At 67.7% G+C, this 22,810-nt stretch carries 18 protein-coding genes; 1 reads left to right on the top strand and 17 read right to left on the bottom strand.

Translation table 11 applies throughout. The features are described from left to right. A complete protein-coding gene (locus tag AC07X5_RS21515) occupies positions 1–906 on the top strand; it encodes a LysR family transcriptional regulator (protein ID WP_494771762.1) in 906 nt (301 codons plus the stop codon). On the opposite strand, the gene nudB is transcribed toward AC07X5_RS21515, so the two are convergent. From nudB to pgaB, 17 genes are all read right to left on the bottom strand, one after another. Then, on the bottom strand, positions 881–1,375 hold the full coding sequence (gene nudB / locus AC07X5_RS21510; protein WP_409959302.1) for a dihydroneopterin triphosphate diphosphatase: 495 nt from the start codon (positions 1,373–1,375) through the stop codon (positions 881–883). The genes AC07X5_RS21515 and nudB overlap by 26 nt on opposite strands. Next, complete coding sequence (locus AC07X5_RS21505) at positions 1,372–4,053, bottom strand: chemotaxis protein CheW (RefSeq protein ID WP_494771761.1); 2,682 nt, start codon at positions 4,051–4,053, stop codon at positions 1,372–1,374. Before AC07X5_RS21505 ends, nudB begins: the two co-directional genes overlap by 4 nt. A gap of 244 nt (positions 4,054–4,297) precedes the next feature. Further along, the gene (locus AC07X5_RS21500; protein WP_494771760.1) at positions 4,298–5,101 is read right to left on the bottom strand and encodes a curli production assembly/transport component CsgG; all 804 of its coding nucleotides are present in this window, start codon (positions 5,099–5,101) and stop codon (positions 4,298–4,300) included. A 142-nt stretch (positions 5,102–5,243) separates the two neighbouring features. Next, complete coding sequence (aspS, locus tag AC07X5_RS21495) at positions 5,244–7,067, bottom strand: aspartate--tRNA ligase (protein WP_494771759.1); 1,824 nt, start codon at positions 7,065–7,067, stop codon at positions 5,244–5,246. Positions 7,068–7,111: 44 nt separating this feature from the next. Continuing rightward, positions 7,112–7,732, bottom strand: coding sequence for a DUF502 domain-containing protein (locus tag AC07X5_RS21490; protein ID WP_494771758.1), 621 nt, complete (start codon positions 7,730–7,732; stop codon positions 7,112–7,114). 8 nt (positions 7,733–7,740) lie between these two features. Continuing rightward, a complete protein-coding gene (locus AC07X5_RS21485) occupies positions 7,741–8,085 on the bottom strand; it encodes an FmdB family zinc ribbon protein (RefSeq protein ID WP_494771788.1) in 345 nt (114 codons plus the stop codon). Between the two features lie 94 nt (positions 8,086–8,179). Further along, the gene (locus tag AC07X5_RS21480; RefSeq protein WP_494771757.1) at positions 8,180–9,625 is read right to left on the bottom strand and encodes a high affinity choline transporter 1; all 1,446 of its coding nucleotides are present in this window, start codon (positions 9,623–9,625) and stop codon (positions 8,180–8,182) included. A gap of 42 nt (positions 9,626–9,667) precedes the next feature. Then, complete coding sequence (gene ubiB, locus AC07X5_RS21475) at positions 9,668–11,251, bottom strand: ubiquinone biosynthesis regulatory protein kinase UbiB (protein ID WP_494771756.1); 1,584 nt, start codon at positions 11,249–11,251, stop codon at positions 9,668–9,670. Beyond that, positions 11,248–11,892, bottom strand: coding sequence for a ubiquinone biosynthesis accessory factor UbiJ (locus AC07X5_RS21470; protein ID WP_494771755.1), 645 nt, complete (start codon positions 11,890–11,892; stop codon positions 11,248–11,250). Before AC07X5_RS21470 ends, ubiB begins: the two co-directional genes overlap by 4 nt. 75 nt (positions 11,893–11,967) lie before the next feature. Then, positions 11,968–13,029: a Tim44 domain-containing protein gene (locus AC07X5_RS21465; protein WP_494771754.1), complete on the bottom strand. Its 1,062-nt coding sequence runs from the start codon at positions 13,027–13,029 to the stop codon at positions 11,968–11,970. Positions 13,030–13,065: 36 nt separating this feature from the next. Next, on the bottom strand, positions 13,066–13,797 hold the full coding sequence (gene ubiE, locus AC07X5_RS21460; RefSeq protein ID WP_409959286.1) for a bifunctional demethylmenaquinone methyltransferase/2-methoxy-6-polyprenyl-1,4-benzoquinol methylase UbiE: 732 nt from the start codon (positions 13,795–13,797) through the stop codon (positions 13,066–13,068). 225 nt (positions 13,798–14,022) lie between these two features. Then, complete coding sequence (locus AC07X5_RS21455) at positions 14,023–14,454, bottom strand: gamma-butyrobetaine hydroxylase family protein (RefSeq protein ID WP_494771753.1); 432 nt, start codon at positions 14,452–14,454, stop codon at positions 14,023–14,025. Between the two features lie 60 nt (positions 14,455–14,514). Then, positions 14,515–14,949, bottom strand: coding sequence for an HIT family protein (locus AC07X5_RS21450; protein WP_494771752.1), 435 nt, complete (start codon positions 14,947–14,949; stop codon positions 14,515–14,517). Then, the gene (locus AC07X5_RS21445; protein ID WP_494771751.1) at positions 14,946–18,860 is read right to left on the bottom strand and encodes a DUF3683 domain-containing protein; all 3,915 of its coding nucleotides are present in this window, start codon (positions 18,858–18,860) and stop codon (positions 14,946–14,948) included. The genes AC07X5_RS21450 and AC07X5_RS21445 overlap by 4 nt, the downstream gene beginning before the upstream one ends. Positions 18,861–18,970: 110 nt before the next feature. Next, a complete protein-coding gene (pgaD, locus tag AC07X5_RS21440; RefSeq protein ID WP_494771750.1) occupies positions 18,971–19,462 on the bottom strand; it encodes a poly-beta-1,6-N-acetyl-D-glucosamine biosynthesis protein PgaD in 492 nt (163 codons plus the stop codon). Next, positions 19,459–20,808, bottom strand: a complete 1,350-nt coding sequence (gene pgaC, locus AC07X5_RS21435) for a poly-beta-1,6-N-acetyl-D-glucosamine synthase (RefSeq protein ID WP_494771749.1) — start codon at positions 20,806–20,808, stop codon at positions 19,459–19,461. Before pgaC ends, pgaD begins: the two co-directional genes overlap by 4 nt. Next, positions 20,808–22,808: a poly-beta-1,6-N-acetyl-D-glucosamine N-deacetylase PgaB gene (pgaB, locus tag AC07X5_RS21430; protein ID WP_494771748.1), complete on the bottom strand. Its 2,001-nt coding sequence runs from the start codon at positions 22,806–22,808 to the stop codon at positions 20,808–20,810. Before pgaB ends, pgaC begins: the two co-directional genes overlap by 1 nt. Positions 22,809–22,810: the final 2 nt, after the last annotated feature.

Genomic DNA, 22,810 nt, shown 5'->3' with positions numbered 1-22,810 from the left:
ATGTCCCTGCCCCACTTCACGCTGCGCCAGCTCGAAGCCTTCGTCACCGTCGCCGAGATGCGCAGCTTCACCGCCACGGCGGACCGGCTGGCGCTCACGCCCTCGGCGGTGAGCCAGCTCGTGGGCGAACTGGAGGACGTGCTCGATTTCAAGCTCTTCGAGCGCAGCACGCGCCGGGTGGCCATCACCAGCGCGGGGCGGGAGTTCCTGGCTTCGGCCGAATCGGTGCTCAAGCACCTGCGCATGGCGCAGTCGGCCGCCAGCGATGTACGCAACCGCGCGGCTGGCGTGGTGCGCATCGCCGCTCCGCTGGTTGTGGCCAGCGTGATCCTGCCGCGCGCCATCAAGGCCTATCTGCAGGAGCGGCCCAAGGTGCGCATCCACATCCGCGACGTACCGGTGGAAAAGCTCGTGGATGCGGTCGCCAGCGGCGATGCCGACCTGGCGCTGGGGCCGGATCGCGCCTGCGGCGAGGACGTAGCCCGCACCCAGCTCTTCCAGAGCCCCTGGGTGCTGTGGTGCGCCCCCACCCACCCGCTGGCACGCCAGCGCAGCGTGAGCTGGGAGCAATTGCACGCCCACCCCCTGGTGGCCGCAGGTCGTGACCACGAGCGCAGCGTGGCGCAGATGCACACCGGCCTGCCCAGCGAACAGCGCGTGACGCCCGTGGAAATCGTGGACAACATCTCCACCGCCCTGGGCCTGGCGGCGGCCGATGTCGCTGCCACGCTGGCGCCCGACTACGTGGGCGCGCTGGCCAAGCCCCTGGGCCTGGTGCGCCGGCGCATCCTGGCGCCCGAGGCCATGCGCTACGTGTGCCTGTACAGCCCCACGCAGCGCGCCACCTCACCGGCAGCCGAGGGCTTTGCCGAGCACCTGATCAGGGTGCTGCCGCAGCGGCGGTAAACCGGGGCAGCTGCAAGCAGGCCTCGGCGTTGGAGGCGGAAAAACACCGGTCCGCCGCGTCGCGCCAGGGCAGCCACTGGAAGGCCACATGCTCGCGCGGGCTCAGCACCACGGGCGTTCCGGCGGGCACGCACAGACCGAAGACACGCTCGCGGTTGAACACCACGTCCGGCGCATAGCGGTGGCGCCACTGGGGCCAGATGTCATAGATGTTTTCCAGGTACCAGTCGGTCAGCACGCAGCCGGGGGCCCGCACGTCGATGCCGGTCTCTTCCTGTACCTCGCGCGCGGCGGTGGTCTCCCAGGGCTCGTCCTCACTGTCCTTGCTCCCGGTGACGGACTGCCAGTGCTCGCCGCCGTCGGCGCGGCGGATCAGCAGAATCTCCAGGGCCGGCGTGTGGATCACCACCAGCACCGACTGCGGTATCTTGAAAGGCCGCGCCGGCGCCCCCTCCCCCGGGCTGCTCATGCCGCTGCCACGAGGGCGTCGACGTCGTGCGCGGGCCCTTCGGTCAGCGCGCCCAGCGCGCACTGCAGCAGCCAGCGCGCGGAGATGCGGCACAGCAGGCCCTGCTGCCCGGGGTTGCCGCCGCCCGAGGTGGGCACGGGCACCACGGCATCGATCAGCGCAGTGCCGGCAGGCCCGCCCGCCACGCCCACCGGGCGCAGCGCGCGCCGGTCCAGGTCGAGCATGGCGCCGAGCGCATCGACGCGCAGGATGAAATCCCGCGTGCCACCATTCTCCAGCGGCACGCGCACCAGCACCATCTGGCGGGTGGGGTCGGCTGCGCGCTGCACGGGCGCATCGCCCGGCGCCGGCGCCACCACACTGCGCAGGTCCACCACGGAATAGACGCGTGCGCCGATCTGCGCAAGCCCCAGGAACGGCGCACGCGCCCCCCCGCCGTTGAGCACCACCATGTCGGGCGCGGCAGTGACGACCTGGGACGCATCCACCCCGAGCCAGTGGTTGCCGATCAGGAAGGTTGCCATCTGCAGGCGATTCTCCTGGCCCACGCGGGCGGCGCCCGGGTGGGCATCGGGCTGGGGTACCGAAGAAACGACCCCGCGGCGCTCGCACAGGTGGCGCAGCACCAGGCACGCCAGGCCGTGCTCGTAGCCGTCGCTGGTGCGGAACTCGCGGTAGCCCTGGCCACGCGCCTGGCCCACGCCGTAGAGCTGGCCGCCGAGCGCAGCCATGCGCCCGCCCTGGCGGCTGCTGGCAACGGCCTCGCGCGCCTGCATGGTGGCAGCGTCGCCGCTGGCGCGCACCAGCCGGTCGTCTGCATCCACAAAGGCCAGCGCGTCGCGCGCGCCTGTGCCCACGGCGCAGTCGTCCAGGATGGACTGCAACTGGTTGGCCGCGTCCCAGACGATGGCGATGCCACCGAGCACCGGCCCGGACGCGCTGGCGCCCATGCCCTCGCCCACGCCGGTCCGTACCGCGGCGGCATACACGAAGGTCGGGCCTTCGCCGTAGAAACGGCTGGCCTCGTAGCGGCTCACGGTGTAGGCCTGGCTGCCCTGCAGGCGCAGGCAGCGCTGTGCCCAGTCCTCGTCGAGCCGTGCGCCCACATGGCGTGCCTGTCCCGGCTGCGAAACGGCCATGACCCGGCCATCGGTCCCGAACAGCACCAGGCAGGCGTACACGGGGTACAGGCCGTTGATCTCGGCCAGCACCGCCGTGGCCTGGCTGCAGCCCACGGTGCCTGCGGCCAGGGTGCGCGCGAACTGCGGCGTAAGCGCCCACCAGCGGCAGTCGTTGGCACGCTCGTAGAGGTTGCGGTCCAGGATCTGCATGGCCAGCGCGGCGCGGCCCTGGGCGTCGCGCAGCAACGAGCGCATCACCACGCCGTAGAGGTCCTGCAGGGCGCTGGAGAAGGCCTGCGCGGTCTTGCGCGCGGTGGCCCCGATCTCTGCCAGCAGGGTCTTGGCGAACAGGAGCTCGCGCGGCGCTGCGGCCTCCCCGCCCACAGCACCGTTCCCACCGCCCGGCTCGCCGATCTGGTCGAGCTCGAGCAGTCCGTTCCAGACCGAGCGTTCCAGCGCCGACTGGATGGCGGCCGAGCGCCGGGGAATATCGCGCAGCTCCTGCGACAGCAGCTCCGCCTGGCCCGAGAGCTCGCCGGCCAACGCGCTGCGCTCGTCATGGCCGGCCTCGTCGAAGGCCAGGTCCAGCGGCAACAGTGCCAAGCCGCGCCATCCCGGTCCCTGGTAGCCCTGAAAGCCCTGGGTGTCGCGCACGGCCATCAGGTAGCGCCGGCTGGCATGGCGCAGCAGGTGCACGCCGGCGGCCGCCGCCTGGGGCAGCCGCCAGCCTGCAGGCAGTTGCAGCGGGTCGCCCGAGACGAGCACACGCCCATCGGCATCGGCCAGGGCCAGCACCGCATCGCTGCCCTGCGCCGTGCCGCCCTGCGCATCTCCGTCCTGCACCGAATCGAAGATGGCCGGCATCTCGTCGGCGAGCTTGAATTCCAGGCACAGCACACCCACGATGCGCCCGCTGCAGTGCACGCGCCGCGCATAGACCAGGGTTTCGGCGGCGCTGCCGCAAAAGCCGTGCACGGCGTGGCGCTCGACGTAGGCGGCATCGCTTTGCAGCACCGCGCGCAGAAAGGCGCCATCGGCATCCTGCTGGTCGAGTCCCCCCACCGGCGCCACGGCGCGCAGGCTGGCGCAGGGCTCCAGGTCGGTGTCGAAGAGGAAGATGTTGCCATAGACCGTGTACTTGCTGGCGTATTCGGCCAGGCGCGCCTCGATCAGCGCTCGCAGGGCCGGGTCGGGGTCGGCCAGGTACTCGGCCACGCCCACATCGGTGGCAAAGAAGCCGATGTCGGCGGTGCGCTCGAACAGGTTGCGCACCAGCACGTCGATGCACACCTGGGCGCGGGCGCCGAGATCCTCGGTGCGGTTCTTCAGGGCCTCGCCCACCAGGCCCTGCAGCAGGTCGTGCGAGAGCGCCGCAAAGTCCCGCCTCGCCTGGGCCAGGTCACCGCCCGACGAGGCCTTGGAGGACAGCAGCGACAGCGAAGAGAGCAGCGAGAGCTGGTCCCAGGCGCTTTCGACCAGGCGCAGCTCCTGGCGCTGGTGCTGCGCGGACGGCATGTAACGCAGCCATTGTTCGGGAGAGGTCGGGGAGGTTTGCACGGGAAAGGTCCTTTGCGCGGTGGGCCCGGTGACGACGCATTGTGCGGCCCGGCCCGCTGTCTGCAAACAGGCATATTGCAGGCCTTTTGCAAATATATTTCCCAGATTGGGGCAAGGATGACAGGTACGCCCCCAGCGGGCGGACTTCCGCCCCCTACCACCCGCCTCCTGCGTGCGGAGACCTCAGTCCTCCATGGCGCCACCCGCGACCTGCGAAAGCGGCGCGGCCTGACTCAGGGGGTGGTCACTTCCTCGTCGCCACAGGGGGCGGCAGTTCCTTGGCCTGCAGCATCTGCACCTGGGTCACGAGCTTGTTGTGCGAGTCGAGGAAGGCGGCGGCGATCACCTTGCCCTCGTTGGTATTGCTCCAGCCCGCGCCCCCGGCACCGCCCATGCGGCCCCAGAGCAGGCCCGCCGCGCCCAGGTCGGTGCTGCGCGCGGCGCCGGTGGCTGCAGCCACCTGCTCGGTAGTCTCGTTGTCGGTGAGCAAGAGCGCGGTCTGCGCCTCCTTGAACTTGACCTGTTCGGCCAGGCCCACCAGGCCGGCGATGTCGCGCAGCACCGGGATCATGGCGATGATGCCCGCGATGCTGCGGCCCGCATCCTGCTCGCTGAAGGTCAGGCTCGGGGTCAGGGTGTACTGCGCCTCGTAGCCCTTGCCCTTGGCGACGGTGGAGTTCTTGCGCAGAATGCCCGCGTCCTTGAGTTCCTGCTCCTGCACGGTGCCACGCAGGCCGGCCGCACGGTCCACGATGCGAAAGCAGCCGCTCTGCTGCGCGATCAGGCGGATCAGCGGCACGGGCGAGGCCGGCAGCTGGTAGCTGCTGGACACGGTGTAGCCATTCGGGTTTTCGGCCAGGGCCAGGGTGGCCACGGGCTGGGTGCACTTGGTGAGTTCCTTGGCCGCATCCTGTGCGCCGGCCGGGCCGGCAGAGCCGGTGACCACCGAGCCACCCTGGCCCAGCTCGGTCTTCTTTTCACCGCAGCCGGCCAGCAGCAGGGTGGCGGACACCGCCAGCACGAAGGGGGCTTTCATGGAAGAGCGCATGGACGACCTCGGAAGAATGGGGAAAGGGAACGCAAGGGACTCACCCATGAAAAAAGCGGCACCGGCCGATGGCCGCTACCGCTTTGTCCGAAGGCGTGCCCGGTCATGGGGATGACAGGGTGGCTGGCTCCGGCCTGCCTGCTCAGGCCCCCGCCGTGGTCTTCACGGCATCGGGGTTGCGCAGGCGGATGTGCAGTTCGCGCAACTGCTTCTCGTCCACGGGCGACGGGGCCTGGGTCAGCAGGCACTGGGCGCGCTGGGTCTTGGGGAAGGCGATCACGTCGCGGATCGATTCGGCACCGGTCATCAGCGTCACGATGCGGTCCAGGCCGAAGGCCAGGCCGCCGTGCGGAGGCGCACCGTACTGCAGCGCGTCCAGCAGGAAGCCGAACTTCTCCTGGGCTTCCTCGGGCGAGATCTTCAGGGCGTCGAACACCTTCTGCTGCACGTCGGCGCGGTGGATACGGACCGAGCCGCCGCCCATTTCCCAGCCGTTGAGCACCATGTCGTAGCCCTTGGAGATGCACTTCTCGGGCGCCGTGACCATCCAGTCCTCGTGGCCGTCCTTGGGGCTGGTGAAGGGGTGGTGCACCGAGTTCCAGCGCTGGTTGTCCTCGTCGTACTCGAACATCGGGAAGTCCACCACCCACAGCGGTGCCCAGCGGTCTTCGAACAGGCCGGTCTTCTTGCCGAATTCGCTGTGGCCGATCTTGATGCGCAGCGCGCCAATGGCGTCGTTGACGATCTTTTCCTTGTCGGCACCGAAGAAGATCAGGTCGCCGTCCTGTGCGCCCGTGCGCTGGAGGATCTCGGTGATCGCGGCGTCATGGATGTTCTTGATGATAGGGCTTTGCAGGCCTTCGCGGCCCTTGGACAGGTCGTTGACCTTGACCCAGGCCAGGCCCTTGGCGCCGTAGATCTTCACGAACTCGGTGTAGGCGTCGATTTCGCCGCGCGACAGGCCGGCGCCTTCCTTGGCACCGCCGGGCACGCGCAGGGCGACCACACGGCCGTTCTTCATGTTGGCCGCGCCCGAGAAGACCTTGAACTCCACGTCCTTCATCACCTCGGTAAGCTCGGTGAACTCCAGCTTCACGCGCAGGTCGGGCTTGTCCGAGCCGAAGCGGAAAGCCGCATCCTGGTAGGTCATGACCGGGAACTCGCCCAGGTCCACGCCCAGCGTGTTCTGGAACACCGTCTTGATCATGCCCTGGAACATGTCGCGGATGTCCTGCTCTTCCATGAACGATGTTTCGATATCGATCTGGGTGAACTCGGGCTGGCGGTCGGCACGCAGGTCTTCGTCGCGGAAGCACTTGGTGATCTGGTAGTAGCGGTCGAAGCCGGCCACCATCAGGAGCTGCTTGAACAGCTGGGGCGACTGGGGCAGCGCGAAGAACTGGCCGTCGTGCACGCGGCTGGGCACCAGGTAGTCGCGCGCGCCTTCGGGCGTGCTTTTGGTGAGCATGGGGGTCTCGATGTCCACGAAGCCGTTGGCGTCGAGGAACTTGCGCACCTCCATGGCCACCTTGTAGCGCAGCATCAGGTTGTTCTGCATGTAGGGGCGGCGCAGGTCCAGCACGCGGTGCGTGAGGCGCGTGGTCTCACTCAGGTTCTCTTCGTCGATCTGGAACGGAGGCGTGACCGAGGGGTTGAGCACGTTGAGTTCGTGGCACAGCACTTCGATCTGGCCGCTCTTGAGCTTGTCGTTGGTGGTGCCGTTGGGGCGTGCACGCACCACGCCCTTGACCTGCACGCAGTACTCGTTGCGCACTTCCTCGGCGGTCTTGAACATTTCGGCGCGGTCGGGGTCGCACACCACCTGCACATAGCCTTCGCGGTCGCGCAGGTCGATGAAGATCACACCACCGTGGTCGCGGCGACGGTTCACCCAGCCAGAGAGGGTGACGGTTTGGCCCAACAGGGCTTCGGTCACAAGACCGCAATAGTGGGAACGCATGGCCATGGCAGAACTTCCGGCGCCCCTCGGGCGCATTGAGAGAAAAAGGGTTACTTGGGAGGCAGCTGGGTCGGATCGACCGGAGCCACCACGCCCATCGAAACAATGTACTTGAGCGCCGAATCCACGCTCATGTCGAGCTCGACGCAGTCGCTCTTGCGCAGCATCACGAAATAGCCGCCCGTGGGATTGGGGGTGGTGGGCACGTAGACGCTCACGAATTCATCGCGCAGGTAGGCCGCCACCTCGCCGTTGGGTGCTCCGGTCACGAAGGCCACCGTCCAGACGCCTTCGCGCGGCCACTGAACCAGCACGGCCTTGCGAAAGGCGTTGCCGTTCTCGGAAAACAGGGTGTCGGAGACCTGCTTGACACTGGAGTAGATCGAGCGCACCACCGGGATGCGGTGCACCAGGGCATCGCCCCACTGCACCAGCTTGCGGCCGGCGAAATTGCTGGCAATGGCCCCCACCACGAGCAGGATGGCCAGCGTGAGCACCACGCCGAAGCCGGGCACGTGCACGCCCAGCACCCGGTCGGGCTGCCAGGCCTCGGGCAGGATCTGCAGGGTCTGGTCCAGCGTGCTGACGATCCAGTGCAGTACCCACGCGGTGATGACACCGGGCACGATGACCAGCAGACCGGTGAACAACCATTTGCGCAGGGAGGGCATCGGCGGGCTCAGTCTTTGGAGGTGGAGGCTGCACCGGCGCTCGCTGCGCTGGTGCTGGAAGAGGTGTCTTTCTTGGTGGCAGCATCCGTGCTTGCGGCAGGCGCGGCCGCGGGAGCATCGCCGCCCTTGGCGTCGGTGGCGGGTGCGGATGTGCCACCGCCACCGTTGTTGCCGCCACGGAAGTCCGTCACGTACCAGCCCGATCCCTTGAGCTGGAAGCCCGCAGCCGTCACCTGCTTGGAGAACGCCTCGGCGCCGCACGCCGGGCACACCGTCAGTGGTGCGTCGGAGATTTTTTGCAGCACGTCCTTGGCATGGCCGCAGGAGCTGCATTTGTAGGCGTAGATAGGCATGTCGGGCGTGTCGTTGTAGGCAAAGTGCAAAACCTTCAATTATAGGCGTGCACTGCTACCCCTTGTACAGGCCCTCGCCTTGGGGCCCTGCGGCCTATTCCACGCCCACCATGCGGTGGTGGCCGGCGTGGCGGTTGGCCAGCACTTGCGGCGCCAGCGAGCCCAGCACCATGCCCACGATGGCAGCCAGCAGGCCGGCGAGCTGGGCCGGGAACACCTCGCCCCAGGGGGTGTTGAGCAGCAGCAGCCAGGTTCCCAGGCCCAGCACGATGGCCAGGATGGCACCCTGCGTGGTGGAGCGCTTCCAGTACAGCCCCGCGACCAGCGGCACGAACGCACCCACCAGCGGTACCTGGTAGGCGCCCGAGACCAGTTCGTAGATGGAGGTGCCCTGCATGCGGATGGCATAGGCCAGCACGCAGCCGCTGAACACCAGGGTGGTGACGCGCATGGTGCGCAGGTGCTCCTTGTCGGTCATCGTGGGGCGGAACTGGCGCCAGATGTTCTCGGTGAAGGTGACGCTGGGCGCCAGCAGGGTGGCCGAGGCCGTGGACTTGAGCGCAGAGAGCAGCGCGCCGAAGAACAGCACCTGCATGATGAAGGGCATCTTGGCCATCACCAGGGTGGGCAGCACCTTCTGTGGGTCTTCCTTGAGCAGCGCCGCAGTCTCGCCGGGCATGATGATGAGCGCGCTGGCCACGAGGAACATGGGCACGAAGGCGAACAGGATGTAGCAGATACCGCCGATCACCGGACCGCGCGTGGCCGCCTGGATGTTGTTGGCCGACATCACGCGCTGGAACACGTCCTGCTGCGGGATGGAGCCGAACATCATGGTGATGCCCGCGGCGATGAAGAACACCACGTCGTGGAACTTGGGCTCGGGCAGGAAGCGGAACAGCTCGCGGTTGGACGCGAACTCGATCACCTTGTCGGCCCCGCCGGCCATGTTGCCCGCAAACACCGCGATGATGGCCAGGCCCACCACCAGGATGATCATCTGGATGAAGTCGGTCACCGCCACCGACCACATGCCGCCGAACAGTGTGTAGGCCAGGATGGAGACCACGCCAATGGTCATGCCCATGGGGATGCTGATGGCACCGCCCGAGAGCAGGTTGAACACCAGGCCCAGCGCCGTGACCTGCGCCGACACCCAGCCCAGGTAGCTGAGCATGATGATCAGCGAGCAGACGATCTCCACCAGGCGGCCATAGCGCTCGCGGTAGTAGTCGCTGATGGTCAGGAGCGTCATGCGGTAGAGCTTGCCCGCGAAGAACAGGCCCACCAGGATCAGGCAGAAGCCCGCGCCGAAAGGGTCCTCGACCACATTGCCCAGCCCTCCTTCGATGAACTTGGCCGGTATGCCCAGCACCGTCTCCGAACCGAACCATGTGGCGAAGGTGGTGGTGATGATCATGTAAAGCGGCAGGTGCCGCCCGGCGATGGCGAAGTCCGCCGCGTTCTTCACGCGCCGGGCCGCCACGAGGCCGATGGCAATGGTGATCAACAGATAGACAATGACCAGGGTCAACAGCACGGCATGCTCCTCGATGTCGCGAAGGGTGGAAAAAGGGAACGGCTAGAAAATCCGGAAGCGCTGCAGCACTTGCAACTGCTGTACCAGCATGAAGAACAGCCAACCCAGGAAAAAGCCGATGCCTGAGTAGATGATGCCGTTGAGCAGGCGGTTGGTGCGTTTTTGCTCGGCCAGCAGCTCCATCAGCTCGCGCCGGTGGTTCTGCGGCCGGTTGCGCAGGTAGTCGTGCAGCAGGCGCGGCAGCTCGGGCAGCATCTTGGCGAAGTGCGGGCCCTCGGCCTGGATTTCGCGCCACAGGCGCTGCGGCCCCATCTGCTCGAGCATCCATTTTTCGAGAAAGGGCTTGGCGGTGCTCCACAGGTCGAGTTCGGGGTCGAGCTGGCGGCCCAGGCCCTCGATATTGAGCAGCGTCTTCTGCAGCAGCACCAATTGCGGCTGGATCTCCACGTGGAAGCGGCGCGAGGTCTGGAACAGGCGCATCAGCACCATGCCCAGCGAGATTTCCTTGAGCGGCCGGTCGAAGTACGGCTCGCAGACGGTGCGGATCGCCGACTCGAGGTCGTTCACCCGCGTATCGGGCGGCACCCAGCCGCTTTCGATGTGCAGCTCGGCCACGCGCTTGTAGTCGCGCCGGAAGAAGGCCGTGAAGTTCTGCGCGAGGTACTCCTTGTCGAACTCCGTCAGCGTGCCCACGATGCCGAAATCGAGCGAGATATAGCGCCCGAAGGTCGCGGCGTCCAGGCTCACCTGGATATTGCCCGGGTGCATGTCGGCATGGAAGAAGCCGTCGCGGAACACCTGGGTGAAGAAGATGGTGACGCCATCGCGCGCGAGCTTGGGAATATCCACCCCGGCGTCGCGCAGCCGTTCGATCTGGTTGATGGGCACGCCGTTCATGCGTTGCATCACCATCACCTCGGCGTGGCAGAAGTCCCAGAAGATCTCGGGGATCAGCACCAGGTCCAGGCCGGCCATGTTGCGGCGCAGCTGGGCGGCATTGGCGGCCTCGCGCACCAGGTCGAGCTCATCGTGCAGGTAGTTGTCGAACTCGGCCACCACCTCGCGGGGCTTGAGGCGCTTGCCGTCTGCCGACAGGCCTTCCACCCAGCCGGCCATCATGCGCATCAGCGCCAGGTCCTTTTCGATCACCGGCAGCATGCCCGGGCGCAGCACCTTGACGGCGACTTCGCGCGCTATGCCATGGCGGTCGCGCAGGGTGGCGAAGTGCACCTGGGCAATCGAGGCACTGGCCACCGGCACGCGGTCGAAATGCGTGAACACCTCGTCCACCGGCCGGCGGAAGGCGCGCTCGATGGTGGCGATGGCGATGTCGGAGTGGAACGGCGGCACCCGGTCCTGCAGCAGCGCCAACTCGTCGGCGATGTCCGCCGGCAGCAGGTCGCGCCGGGTGGACAGCACCTGGCCGAATTTCACGAAGATCGGCCCCAGGCGCTCCAGCGCCTCGCGCAGGCGCTGGCCGCGAGGGGCGTCCAGGTTGCGGCCGATGGAGACGATGCGCGAGACCAGACGCAGCCACGGCTTCTGGAAGCTGTCGAGCACCAGCCCATCGAGCCCATAGCGGAACACCACCCAGAGGATGGACGCACCCCGGAGAAATTGCTTCATGGACCGGTCCGGTCGGCGCCAGGGCTGGTGCTGCTGCTACCGCCCGCCGGCGGAACGGGGGCCGGAGCTGGTGCCGGTGGGTACGCTGCAGCGGCGGGGCCGCTGCCACCATCGGCCGGCGGCACGCGCGAGCCCACGAACTGGCGCAGCGCCTGCGCGGCCTTGCGGGCCACTTCGCTGATGGTGTGGGCCGGTGCATCGCCCACCACGCGCGAGAGGTCTTCTTCCAGGTCCCAGCGCACGTTGTCCACCAGCCAGTTGATCTCGGCCGCCAGTTGCACGTCGCCCTCGATGCGGATGGCGGGCTTGTCGCCGCGCAGCGCCACCTGGGCCAGGGCCAGGGGCGAGGTTTCGGTGATCTCCAGCTGCAGGTCGGGTACCGCGCCTTCGGCGGCCAGGTTCAAAAGGCCGGCCGGGGTGATCACCAGCGCCATGGAGAACGCACGCCACTGCACGCGCGCCACGCGCCCGCGCTGGCGCACCAGGCGGTCCATGGCTTCCCGTTCCTGCATGAGCACGTGGTTCAGGAACAGCACCAGCCGCTGCTGCACCTCGTGCACCAGCCATTGCGGTGGTTGCGGGCCTGCGGCCAGGCGCTCGAAGAGGCCGTCCAGGAAGGAAAAAGGGGACTGTGTTGCCATAGTCCCCAATTATTCCCTGAACTCGGCCCAAAACATGGGTTTTGGGCCGATCCGAGGTGATTTACAAAGCCGCGATCACTGCAGGGCCTGCACGCCGGCCACCAGCCAGCCGCTGGCACCGCTCTTGGCCTTGGTCATGTTCCACACTTCGCGGAAGGGGCTCGGGCCGGCCGAGAGTTCTTCGCGGATCATGCCCGAGAACTCCACGCTGGCCATGTAGCCATCGTCCAGCTCTTCGATGCCCAAAAGCTGCGCCTCGATCATCACCACGTCGGTGTGGTTGGGCTCGGCGCCGCGGTGCGTCTCGCGCTCGGCCAGCTGCGAGCGGATCTCTTCGAGCATGCTGTCGGTCATCATGGAGCGCAGGGTGGAGATGTCCGAGCGGTCCCATGCGGCCTGCAGCGTCACGAAGTTGCGCTTGGCTGCGGCCAGGAAGCCGGGCGTGTCGAAGCCCTCGGGCACGCCCCAGTTCTGCGAGCCAGCCAGGGCCGAAACCCCTGCCCCGGCGGCGGCACCGGTCAGGCCGGAGCCGATCACCACGCCCGAACCGGCAGCGCCAGCCGCAGCGGGCTGCTGTGCACGCGCCGCATCGAAAGCCATGCTGTTGCGCTCCCAGGGACGGGCCGATGCGTCGTTGCCGACGTTGTTCGGGCTGTACTGCGGAGGCACCTGGGCGGCGGCCGGCGTGGCCGCACCTGCGCCCTGGAAGGCAAAGGGCGAGCCGCCTGCGGCTGCACCGCCCTGGTTGCCGCCGCCATTGCGCATGCGCATGACCATCTTGAAGATGGCGAACGCCGCCACGGCCAGCAGCAGGATCATCAGGATGTTGCCGAAGCCTGCACCCAGGCCCAGCGAACTCGCCAGCCAGGCCAGGCCCAGGCCCGCAGCCAAGCCGCCGAGCATGGCGCCCCAGGGTTTCTTGGGCGCTGCAGCGGCAGCAGGGGCCGCAGCCGGCGTAGCCGGCTTGGCCGCGTTGTTGGCGTTCTGGGCAGGGCCGCCGGGCGCCGCGGATTCGCGCTGCGTCACGTTGCTGGACTGCTTGCCCACCGAATTGCCGCCACCCAGGCGGCGGGCGTCGGCATCCGCATGCGCGAACGCCAGCATCGCCACCAGAACCACAGACCACAGTTTCATCATGTCATCTCCATCTTGTATACGGCTGAACCTTGCCGTTCAGCACTTGATTCCAACATGCAAGGCCACTATGCCGCCAGTCATGTTGTGATAGTCCACATGCCCAAAGCCAGTTTGCTGCATGAGGCTTTTGAGTTCTTCCTGGCTGGGGTGCATGCGGATCGATTCGGCCAGGTAGCGGTAGCTGGCATCGTCGCCGGCGACGAGTTTGCCCAGCTGCGGCAGCACCTTGAAGGAATACCAGTCGTAGGCCTTGGTCAGCGGCTTGGCCACCTTGGAGAACTCCAGCACCAGCAGCTTGCCACCCGGCTTGAGCACCCGGCACATCTCTTTCAGCGCAACATCCTTGTGCGTCATGTTGCGCAAACCAAACGCCACGCTCACCACGTCGAAGTGCGCATCGGGAAACGGCAGCTTCTCGGCATCGCAGACCAGGGTGGGCAGCACCACGCCCGCATCGATCAGCCGGTCGCGCCCGGTGCGCAGCATGGCTTCGTTGATGTCGGTATGCACCACGCGGCCGGTGGCCCCCACCTTCTTCGAGAAGGCCAGCGCCAGATCGCCCGTGCCGCCCGCGATGTCCAGCACCTGGCTTCCTTCGCGCAGGTTGGCCACCATCACGGTGTAGGCCTTCCAGGCGCGGTGCAGGCCGGCCGACATGAGGTCGTTCATGACATCGTATTTCGACGCCACCGAATCGAACACGCCGCGCACGTGGCGTGCCTTGTCCTGCTCGTCGACCGACTGGAAACCGAAGTGGGTGGTGCTCATGGGATTCATGCTAGGCGCGTGGGCGCCCCAGGTACAGCGACAACCCCGCACTGAAACGGGGCATCTGCCGCAAGGGTTTTGGAAGTATGGGCATCAAAAGGCAGGCAACACCTGTCCATGAAAGCCCGGTTTGCTATTATAAAAAGAGCAACCGGAGCCGGCACGCGGGTTCCGGCATGGTGCGCGCGGGCCACAGTGGTGCGCCGGCGCGCCGGCGCGCCGGGGTCAGTGGCTACTGCAAGCGCCGCCGCCGTGGCTGTGGCCCTTGGCAGCCGTGCCCATGGGCGCATCGCGGTCCACGCCGGCCTCGGCCAGCCGGCTCTCGTACTGCGCCCACAGCACATCCTGCTGCTGGCCCAGCTCGTACAGGTAGTCCCAGCTGAAGATGCCCGTGTCATGCCCGTCCGAAAAGACCGGCTTGACGGCGTAGTTGCCAATGGGCTCCAGGCCGTCGAGGGTCACGTCGCGCTTGCCAGTCTGCAGCACCTCCTGGCCAGGACCGTGGCCCCGCACTTCGGCCGAAGGCGAGTACACGCGCATCAGCTCGAACGGGATGCGGAACGCCGCACCGTCCGAGAACACCACTTCGAGCACCCGCGACTTGCCGTGCACCGTGAGCGCCTGCGGCGTGGGCGAACCCCCTTTCAAACCTGCCATGGATACCACCTCGAAAAAATCGGCGCGGCGACGACTGCCACGCCGGCCCGCATTGTCCACTCAGAGCCTTTGAAGGGCTGCCACCATCACGGCCTCGACGGCGGGCAGGCGCGCGCGCAGTGCCGCCTCCTCGCCCTCTGGGCTGGGCCGCTGCACCGGCGCCCACACCGGTGCCGGGAAATGGCTGTCCCAGGAAAAGCGCGCGATCACGTGCCAGTGCAGGTGCGGCACCATGTTGCCCAGCGCCGCCAGGTTCACCTTGGTGGGCGCCAGATGGTCGCGCAGCGCCTGCTCCACCGCCGTGACGGCTTCCATGCAATGCATGCGCTCGGCCGCTGAAAGATCGGAAAACTCGGCCGCATGGGCATTCCACACCACGCGGTAGAAGGCCGGGAAGCCCGCTTCGTCCGCACGGATCACGCGCAGACGAGTGCCACGCCAGACCAGCGTACCGCCATCGGCGGCGCACAGGGGGCAGGCAATGCGTTCACTCATACGAGCACCCGCTCGATGCCGCCGGCATTGGCGCGCTCGACGTACTCGGGCATCCAGTTCTCACCCAGTATCTCGCGCGCCATCTCGACCACGATGTAGTCGGCTTCGAGCAAGCCGTTGTTCAGGTCGTCCTGGTAGCGGTTCAGGCCCTGCAGGCAGCTCGGGCAGCTGGTGAGGATCTTCACGTTGTCCTGCGCACCCACGGCACCGCTGGCGCGCAGCGCGGCCTCGCCCTTCTTGATTTCCTCTTCCTTGCGGAAGCGGATCTGGGTGGACACGTCCGGGCGCGTCACGCCCAATGTGCCCGATTCGCCGCAGCAGCGCTCGCTCTTGAGCACCTGCTCGCCCACCAGCGCTTTCACGGTCTTCAAGCCGTCCTGCTGCTTCATGGGGCTGTGGCAGGGCTCGTGGTACAGGTAGGCGCCCTTGCCCTGCAGGGCGATGCCCTTTTCCAGCAGGTACTCGTGGATGTCGATGATGCGGCTGCCCGGGAAGATCTTGTCGAACTCGTAGCCCTGCAGCTGGTCGTAGCAGGTGCCGCAGCTCACCACCACGGTCTTGATGTCGAGGTAGTTGAGCGTGTTGGCCACGCGGTGGAAGAGCACCCGGTTGTCGGTGATCATCTTCTCGGCCTTGTCGAACTGGCCGCTGCCGCGCTGCGGGTAGCCGCAGCACAGGTAGCCCGGCGGCAGCACGGTCTGCACGCCCGCATGCCAGAGCATGGCCTGCGTGGCCAGGCCCACCTGGCTGAACAGGCGCTCCGAGCCGCAACCGGGGAAGTAGAACACCGCCTCGGCCTCGGCCGTGGTGGCCTTGGGGTTGCGGATGATGGGGACGTAATCCTTGTCCTCGATGTCCAAGAGCGCACGCGCCGTGCGCTTGGGCAGGCCGCCGGGCAGCTTCTTGTTGATGAAGTGGATCACCTGCTCCTTGACCGGGGCGGTGCCCACGGTGGCCGGCGGCTTGGCGGTCTGCTTGCGGCCCACCTTGCGCAGCAGGTCCACGGCCACGCGCTGGGCCTTGAAGCCCACGTCCACCATGGCGCTGCGCATGAACTTGATGGTCTCGGGGTTGGTGGCGTTGAGCATGGTCATCGCCAGCGCATTGCCGGGGCGGAAGGTTTTCTTGCCCATCTTGCGCAGCAGGTTGCGCATGTTCATGGTGACGTCGCCGAAGTCGATCTTCACCGGGCAGGGGCTCTCGCACTTGTGGCACACCGTGCAGTGGTCGGCCACGTCCTCGAACTCCTGCCAGTGCTTGATGCTCACGCCGCGGCGGGTCTGCTCCTCGTACAGGAAGGCCTCCACCAGCAGCGAGGTGGCCAGGATCTTGTTGCGCGGGCTATACAGCAGGTTGGCGCGCGGCACGTGCGTGGCGCACACGGGCTTGCACTTGCCGCAGCGCAGGCAGTCCTTGACCGAATCGGCAATCGCGCCGATGTCGCTCTGCTGCATGATCAGCGACTCATGCCCCATGAGGCCGAAGCTCGGCGTGTAGGCATTGGTCAGGTCCGCATGCAGCAGCGCCGGATCGCGCGCCTGGCCGCCGGGGGTGGCGTCCATGGCCAGCACCGGCGCGGCATCGCGCAAGAGCTTGCCCTTGTTGAAGCGGCCCTCGGGGTCCACGCGCTGCTTGTACTCGGCAAACGGGCGCAGTTCCTCGTCGGTGAGGAATTCGAGCTTGGTGATGCCGATGCCGTGCTCGCCCGAGATCACGCCATCCAGGCTGCGCGCCAGCACCATGATGCGCTCCACCGCGCCGTGCGCGGTCTGCAGCATCTCATAGTCGTCGCTATTGACCGGCAGGTTGGTGTGCACGTTGCCGTCGCCGGCATGCATGTGCAGGGCCACCCAGACGCGGCCCTTGAGCACGCGCTTGTGGATGGCCGTGGCTTCGTCGAGGATGGGCTTGAAGGCTGCCCCGGCAAAGATGCCCGACAGGGGCGCGCGAAGCTGGGTCTTCCAGCTCGCGCGCAGGGTGTGGTCCTGCAATTGGGGGAACAGGCTGTCCACGTTCTGCAGCCAGGTGGCCCAGAGCGAGCGCACCTCGGCCACCAGGGCGATGGCCTGGGCCACGCGGTCCTCGAGCAGCTCGGCCGAGGGGATTTCATTGGCGTCGTCCTGCTTTCCGAGGGGCAGGTTGCCGCGCTCGAAGAAGTCGGTGAGCGCATCGCACAGCTTGATCTTGTTTTGCAGCGACAGCTCGATGTTGATGCGCTCGATGCCGTCGGTGTACTCGGCCATGCGCGGCAGCGGAATCACCACGTCCTCGTTGATCTTGAAGGCGTTGGTGTGGCGGCTGATGGCAGCCGTGCGCTTGCGGTCGAGCCAGAATCTCTTGCGCGCCTCGGGGCTGATGGCGATGAAACCCTCGCCATTGCGCGAGTTGGCGATGCGCACCACCTCGCTGGTCACGCGCGCCACCTCGTCGGCGTTGTCACCGGCGATGTCGCCGATCAGCACCATCTTGGGCAGACCGCCGTTGCCCTTCTTGCTCTTGGTGGCGTAGCCCACGGCCTTCAGGTAACGGTCGTCCAGGTGTTCCAGGCCTGCCAGCAGCACGCCCGAGCGCTTCTGCTCGGCGAACATGTAGTCCTTGATCTCGACAATGCTGGGCACCGCGTCCTTGGCGTTGCCGAAGAACTCCATGCACACGGTGCGCGTGTGCTCGGGCATGCGGTGCACCACCCAGCGCGCGCTGGTGATCAGGCCGTCGCAGCCCTCCTTCTGGATGCCCGGCAGGCCCGAGAGGAACTTGTCGGTCACGTCCTTGCCCAGGCCTTCCTTGCGGAAGGTGCGGCCCGGGATGGCGAGCTGCTCGGTGCGCACCGGTGTCTTGCCGTCGGCCTCGAAATACTGCAGCTCGAAGGTGGCAGTCTCGACGTCGTGGATCTTGCCCATGTTGTGGTCCAGGCGGGTCACTTCAAGCCACTGGGCTTCGGGCGTCACCATGCGCCAGCTGGCCAGGTTGTCCAGGGCCGTGCCCCACAGCACGGCCTTCTTGCCGCCTGCGTTCATGGCGATGTTGCCGCCGATGCACGAAGCCTCGGCACTGGTCGGGTCCACGGCGAAGACGAAGCCCGCGCGTTCGGCGGCGTCGGCCACGCGCTGGGTGACCACGCCGGCCTCGGTCCACACCGTGCCCACATCGCGGTCCATGCCCGGCAGGCGGCGCATCTCCACCTCGGTCATGGCTTCGAGCTTCTCGGTGTTGATGACCACGCTCTTCCAGGTCAGCGGGATGGCCCCGCCGGTGTAGCCGGTGCCGCCCCCGCGCGGGATGATGGTCAGCCCCAGTTCGATGCAGCCCTTGACCAGCAGCGCCATCTCGGCTTCGGTGTCGGGCACCAGCACGACAAACGGGTACTCCACGCGCCAGTCGGTCGCGTCCGTCACGTGGGACACGCGCGAGAGGCCGTCGAACTTGATGTTGTCCTTGGCCGTCAGGCGCCCCAGCGTGCGCTGGATGCGCCGGCGCAGCTCGCCGGCCTGCACGAAGGTGGCGTTGAAGGCGGCCACGGCCTGGCCCGCGGCCTGCACCAGCTCGCCCACCAGGCGGTCGCGCCCGGCGTCGTCGCCCGGGGTGCGGCGCTTATCGATCTCGGCCAGGCGGTGCTGCAGGGCCTCCACCAGCTGCTTGCGCCGGCCGGGGTTGTCCAGCAGGTCATCCTGCAGGTAGGGGTTGCGCTGCACCACCCAGATGTCGCCCAGCACTTCGTACAGCATGCGGGCGGAGCGCCCGGTGCGCCGTTCCTTGCGCAGCTGGTCGAGCACCTCCCAGGCCGGGGATCCGAGCAGGCGGATCACGATCTCCCGGTCGGAGAACGAGGTGTAGTTGTAGGGGATCTCGCGCAGACGCACAGGCTCGGCGGCCTGCGTCTGCAAGGCAGCCAACGCTATCGGAACATTCATGGGGGTCTACCTGGGGTGGGCGCTGCGCGCCCATGAGCCTCGGGGGCGTGATTTTATGCCACCCGCCCGCGGACTGCCCGGGACGGGGCATCCGGGGTCGCAGAGCCCGCCTAGGCGCGCTGGTGAGCGCCCTGGCCGAGGGCGTCGTTCGCGGGGCCCGGATGCGGCAGCATGCCCGGGATGGTGCGCGCCACCACGTCGGCAATACCGCCGTGCTCGTCGTTGTGCACCACGATGACCTGCCCCGAGCGCAGTGCACGCAGCAACTGCGGCGTGAGGCGAAAGCTGGCCGAGAGCTTGTCGTCATCGAGCGCAGGGATCTTGCCGCGGCGCTCCACCCGGCGGCGGATCTGGTTGTAGAGGGCCCAGGTGGCCAGCACGCTGGCGTTGAACAGGGCGATCACGATGTACCAGCCCAGCGTGTCGATGGTGGCATGCAGCAGCTCCAGCCGCGAGGCTACATCCGGCCCCTGGTAGCGCATCATGGCCAGGATGCCGCGCGCGAACAGGTAAAGAAAGCCTGCCCAGGCCAGCAGCGTGGCCAGCACGTCGACCAGGCGCATCAGTCCGCCCTGGCGGGTATGGATCAATGGGCCGTTCATGGCGCAGGCCCCTTGGCGCTGGCGCTGGCAATGCCGCGGTCGGGGCTGACCCAGCGCGCACGCGCCTGCTTGGAGCGCAGCATGACCTTGGGGAAGCTCATCAGGGTGGTGAACAGGCTGAGCATCCAGAACACCACGGGGTACCAGATCATCCAGAACAGCGTGCTGCGGATGCCGGGCTCGTAGCGCCGCTCGATGGACACGCTCACCGCGAACTGCAGCAGGCAGGTGACCGACAGCACCAGCCCGGTGAAGGACGGCGGCATGAGCCGGGGCACGAACAGGTTGTCGGGCATCTCGAACAGCTTGCCCAGCAGGTACAGCACGATGGTCAGCGCGAACATGAAGGCCCAGCCGGTGGACATGCAGAACTCCAGCATCAACAGCCACATGCGGCGGTTGCGCCAGTTCCACATGCCGCGCAGGTTCTTGAGGAACACCTCGGCACCGCCCTGCGCCCAGCGCAGGCGCTGCTTCCACAGGCCGCGCAGCGTCTCCGGCATGAGGATCCAGCACAGCGCACGCGGCTCGAAGAAGATCGACCAGTGGCGCTTTTGCAGCTTCCAGCTGATGTCGATGTCCTCGGTGATCATGTCGGGGCTCCAGTAGCCCACGTCATCGAGCGCGCGCCGGCGAAAGGCCGCCACCACGCCCGACACCGTGAACACCTGCCCGTACACGCGCTGCGTGCGCTTGATGAGCCCGATGATGGACGAGAACTCCCCCACCTGGATGCGCCCCACCAGCGTGGAGCGCGTGCGGATGCGCGGATTGCCCGTGACGGCGCCCACGCGCGGGTTGTTGATCAGCGGCGCCACCAGGTAGGCTACCGCATCGCGGTCGAGCAGCGCGTCGCCGTCGATGCACACCAGGTATTCGCTGCGCGCGGCGGCCGCGCCCATCTGCAAGCCGATGGCCTTGCCCTGGTTCTGTGCCAGGTGCACCACGCGCAGGCGCGGGTGCTCCGCGGCCAGCGCATCGAGCACCTCGCCCGTGTTGTCGCGCGAGCCGTCGTTGATGGCGATGACCTCGATGTTCGGGTAGCGCTGGGCCAGCGCCGCGCCCAGCGTGTCGGCAGCGTTGTCGCCCTCGTTGTAGCAGGGCACAAGAATGGACACCAGGGGCTGGCCCGCGAGTTCAGGCGGCAGCACGTCGGGCCCCCAGGCCCAGTGCCGCTCCCAATGCATCCAGTAGTACAGGCCGCCGGCGATCCAGATCCCGGACATGAACAGCGGGTACAGGAACACGAAGTCCAGCACCGCGTCGCTGGTGAACAGCATCTGCAGCCCGAGCGGGCCGCCGATGATGAGTGCCAGCACCGCCAGCGCGATGGCGCGGTGCATCATCATGGCTGCATGGCCCCGCTGTTGGAGAGCACCGGACGCATCACCTCGACGCTGGGCACGCCGGTGATGAAGTTGTCGGGGTAGTAGCCGAAGCTGCGCGCGCCACGCACCTGCAGCCGGCGCATCCAGTGCGCCAGGCGCTCGCTGGCCACCGGCTGGCCGGTGCGCCAGTCCACGGCCTGCAGCTCGAAGATGGTGCGGTCCACCGCGCCCGGGCGGCGCGTGATGCTGTCCACCACGCGGTCCAGCCAGGCGTCGGCCTCGCCTTCGGGCACCTTCTCCATGAGCGGCATCGCCATGGGCGCGGTCCAGTCGTAGGAGGCGAGGAAGTCGTCCAGGTTCTGCGCAAACCATTCCTCGCTCTCGGGCGCGAGCATGGGCATGGCGAAGATGTTGCGTGCCGTCTTGACCTGGGGCCCGCGGATGGCGCGCACGCGCTCCGCCAGGTGCAGGGTGAAGTCGGTCAATGCGCGCGTCTTGAAGCGCGTCCAGCGCCGGTGCACGGCCGGGTCGGCACGCAGCTCGGCCACGGTGCCGGGCAGGCCGGCCTGGCGGTAGGCGGCCAGGGCCGCAGGACTGCCGTCCTCGAAGTCGGAGAGCAGCGCATCGTCGTGGAACAGCACACCATCGAACCAGGCGCTCTTGGCCAGGTCTTCGTACAGGTCGGTGATGCGCGAGCGCACCGTGGCGTCGAAGGGCGACAGGCGCCGGTACTGGCCGGTGTCGGCGCTCACCTGGCCCTGGGCGTCCAGGCGCAGCACGCGCGGCAGCGCCGGGTCGAGATCGAACGCCAGAACCGGCATCCAGGCGTACACCGCCACGCGCGTGCGTGTGCGCAGCTGCCAGGCCACGCGGTTGAACAGGTCGGCGCGCATGGGCAGCCAGCGGTTGGGGTAGTACAGGGTGTGCACCGTGCCGTCGCCCTGCGCATCGGAGAAGGCCTGCAGGAACACCGTGTTCACGCGCAGGTCCGAGATGCGCTGCACCAGGTGGTCGAAGTTGCGCGCCTGCTGCGCCGGGTCTTCGTCGTACAGGTAGTCGAGGTCCACGTGGGCCACGCGCAGCACGCGGTGCTCCTGGGTGGAGATGACGGCCGAGGCGAACTGGTCCACCGAAGGGTCGCCCGTTACCAGCAGGCGCGGCGTATTGTAAAGATTGGCGGTGTGGCCCATGCCCTCGTCGAGCGTGGCGGCGATCTGGTAGCCATGGCGCTTGACCACCGCCAGGGCCGTGCCGTTGGCGGCGCCGTAGGGCCAGATCCAGACCCGGGGGGATTTGCCGGTCACCTTGCGGATCTTGGCCGTGATGGCCACCACGTCGGCCTCAAGGCGCCGGGTGAAGGCCTCGTCGCTCTCATACGTGGCGGTGGCCGGATCGTACTGGCGCGTGGCCGCGGCGGGCTGGGTGTTGCCCTGCGGGTTGGCCAGCACGCCTTCGTGCAGGTCGTCGGTGTGCGCACCCACCTCCACCAGGCCGGAGGCCGCCATCTCCGCCACCTGCGCCCAGGTGGCGAAACGCTCGCGCGGCGTGGGCAGGCCGCCAAAGTCCACGGGCTGGTCCGCCGGGGCGTCCAGCCAGGCGCCGACCGGCGCCAGCACGGCGGGCCAGCCGGTGGCCTTGAGCAGCGGGAACACACGGTCGTAGAAGCTGCGGTAGCCGTCGTCGAAGGTCAGCAGCACGGCCTTGGGGGGCAGGGGCTTGCCGCCGTCGCGCGCGGCCAGGATCTGGTCGACCGACACGGGCTGGTAGCCGTTCTCGCGCAGCCAGCCGAAGTGCGCCACCAGCCGCTCGGTGCGCACGCCCAGGTAGCGCGGGTCGCCCTCGCCGTCCTGCACGTCGTGGTAGGCCACGGTCACGAAACTGTTGGCCGGCCAGGGGCGGTCGGCCTCGGGCAGGGCGCGGTCGCGCGGGTGCACGAAGGGCTGCGCGGTGCCTGCGCAGGCGGACACCAGCGCTGCGATGGCGAGCAGGGCAGCGAGGCGAAGGAACGCGGGAATCATCG

It is taken from the genome of Acidovorax sp. GW458-11-26-14-TSB4 (genome assembly GCF_059423865.1).
This window is presented reverse-complemented; position numbering and strand designations above follow the sequence as displayed.

Excerpts from the sequence above, each read along its gene's own strand:
- AC07X5_RS21515 (WP_494771762.1), top strand. The coding sequence starts at position 1 with ATGTCCCTGCCCCACTTCACGCTGCGCCAGCTCGAAGCCTTCGTCACC.
- nudB (WP_409959302.1), bottom strand. The coding sequence starts at position 1,375 with ATGAGCAGCCCGGGGGAGGGGGCGCCGGCGCGGCCTTTCAAGATACCG.
- AC07X5_RS21500 (WP_494771760.1), bottom strand. The coding sequence starts at position 5,101 with ATGCGCTCTTCCATGAAAGCCCCCTTCGTGCTGGCGGTGTCCGCCACC.
- aspS (WP_494771759.1), bottom strand. The coding sequence starts at position 7,067 with ATGGCCATGCGTTCCCACTATTGCGGTCTTGTGACCGAAGCCCTGTTG.
- AC07X5_RS21490 (WP_494771758.1), bottom strand. The coding sequence starts at position 7,732 with ATGCCCTCCCTGCGCAAATGGTTGTTCACCGGTCTGCTGGTCATCGTG.
- AC07X5_RS21485 (WP_494771788.1), bottom strand. The coding sequence starts at position 8,085 with ATGCCTATCTACGCCTACAAATGCAGCTCCTGCGGCCATGCCAAGGAC.
- ubiB (WP_494771756.1), bottom strand. The coding sequence starts at position 11,251 with ATGAAGCAATTTCTCCGGGGTGCGTCCATCCTCTGGGTGGTGTTCCGC.
- AC07X5_RS21470 (WP_494771755.1), bottom strand. The coding sequence starts at position 11,892 with ATGGCAACACAGTCCCCTTTTTCCTTCCTGGACGGCCTCTTCGAGCGC.
- AC07X5_RS21465 (WP_494771754.1), bottom strand. The coding sequence starts at position 13,029 with ATGATGAAACTGTGGTCTGTGGTTCTGGTGGCGATGCTGGCGTTCGCG.
- ubiE (WP_409959286.1), bottom strand. The coding sequence starts at position 13,797 with ATGAGCACCACCCACTTCGGTTTCCAGTCGGTCGACGAGCAGGACAAG.
- AC07X5_RS21455 (WP_494771753.1), bottom strand. The coding sequence starts at position 14,454 with ATGGCAGGTTTGAAAGGGGGTTCGCCCACGCCGCAGGCGCTCACGGTG.
- AC07X5_RS21450 (WP_494771752.1), bottom strand. The coding sequence starts at position 14,949 with ATGAGTGAACGCATTGCCTGCCCCCTGTGCGCCGCCGATGGCGGTACG.
- AC07X5_RS21445 (WP_494771751.1), bottom strand. The coding sequence starts at position 18,860 with ATGAATGTTCCGATAGCGTTGGCTGCCTTGCAGACGCAGGCCGCCGAG.
- pgaD (WP_494771750.1), bottom strand. The coding sequence starts at position 19,462 with ATGAACGGCCCATTGATCCATACCCGCCAGGGCGGACTGATGCGCCTG.
- pgaC (WP_494771749.1), bottom strand. The coding sequence starts at position 20,808 with ATGATGCACCGCGCCATCGCGCTGGCGGTGCTGGCACTCATCATCGGC.
- pgaB (WP_494771748.1), bottom strand. The coding sequence starts at position 22,808 with ATGATTCCCGCGTTCCTTCGCCTCGCTGCCCTGCTCGCCATCGCAGCG.